General features: G+C 46.6%; 2 protein-coding genes. Both read left to right on the top strand.

Going from position 1 to position 541, the window contains the following annotated elements; genetic code table 11:
• Positions 1 to 2: 2 nt before the first annotated feature.
• Entirely contained in the window at positions 3 to 203 is a 201-nt protein-coding gene (locus NRB16_RS29930; protein WP_373568524.1) for a hypothetical protein, read from the top strand.
• Positions 204 to 273: 70 nt separating this feature from the next.
• The coding region (locus NRB16_RS29925) for a toll/interleukin-1 receptor domain-containing protein (RefSeq protein ID WP_257107604.1) at positions 274 to 541 on the top strand (268 nt) is incomplete at its 3' end.

The following is a 541-nucleotide window of genomic DNA, read 5'->3' as shown; positions in this document are numbered from 1 at the left end:
GGTTGGCCGATTCTGATCCGTCAGGAATAGCCAAACTTCGGTCAGCTTATGGTGGTATGGGGTCGTCTAATGATCTTGTGTTGGGGCAGAGTTATAGGGATGGGGTTTTGTGCTGGAAGTCGGGGTATGGGGAGTTGAATCAGAGGTTTTATGGGTTGCGGGATGAGGTTTATCGGGTTTTGGGGGAAAGTGATTGGGTGTAGGTGGTGATTCCGTGAGGACAGCAAAAATGGCGCTAATAGATTGACTGGTTAGCTCTACACATGGAAAGTTGTGTATGACACTGAACGTGCGCACAAACTGTCAATACCCTCAAGTGGCGAATTAGCGAAAGCTGTGCTAATAATCAGCCATCATCAAAACGCGAGAATTGATATGTCGCCCAAGGTTTTTGTAAGTCACGCGAGTGAAGATAAAGATCGCTTTGTATTAGACTTTGCGAAGCAGCTCAGAGCCAATGGGATCGACGCATGGCTTGATAAATGGGAGATGCTACCTGGCGATAGCCTTGTTACAAAGATATTTGATGAGGGAATCAAAG

The sequence above is a fragment of the Pseudomonas sp. LJDD11 genome (assembly GCF_024584215.1).
Classification (GTDB): domain Bacteria; phylum Pseudomonadota; class Gammaproteobacteria; order Pseudomonadales; family Pseudomonadaceae; genus Aquipseudomonas.
This window is presented reverse-complemented; position numbering and strand designations above follow the sequence as displayed.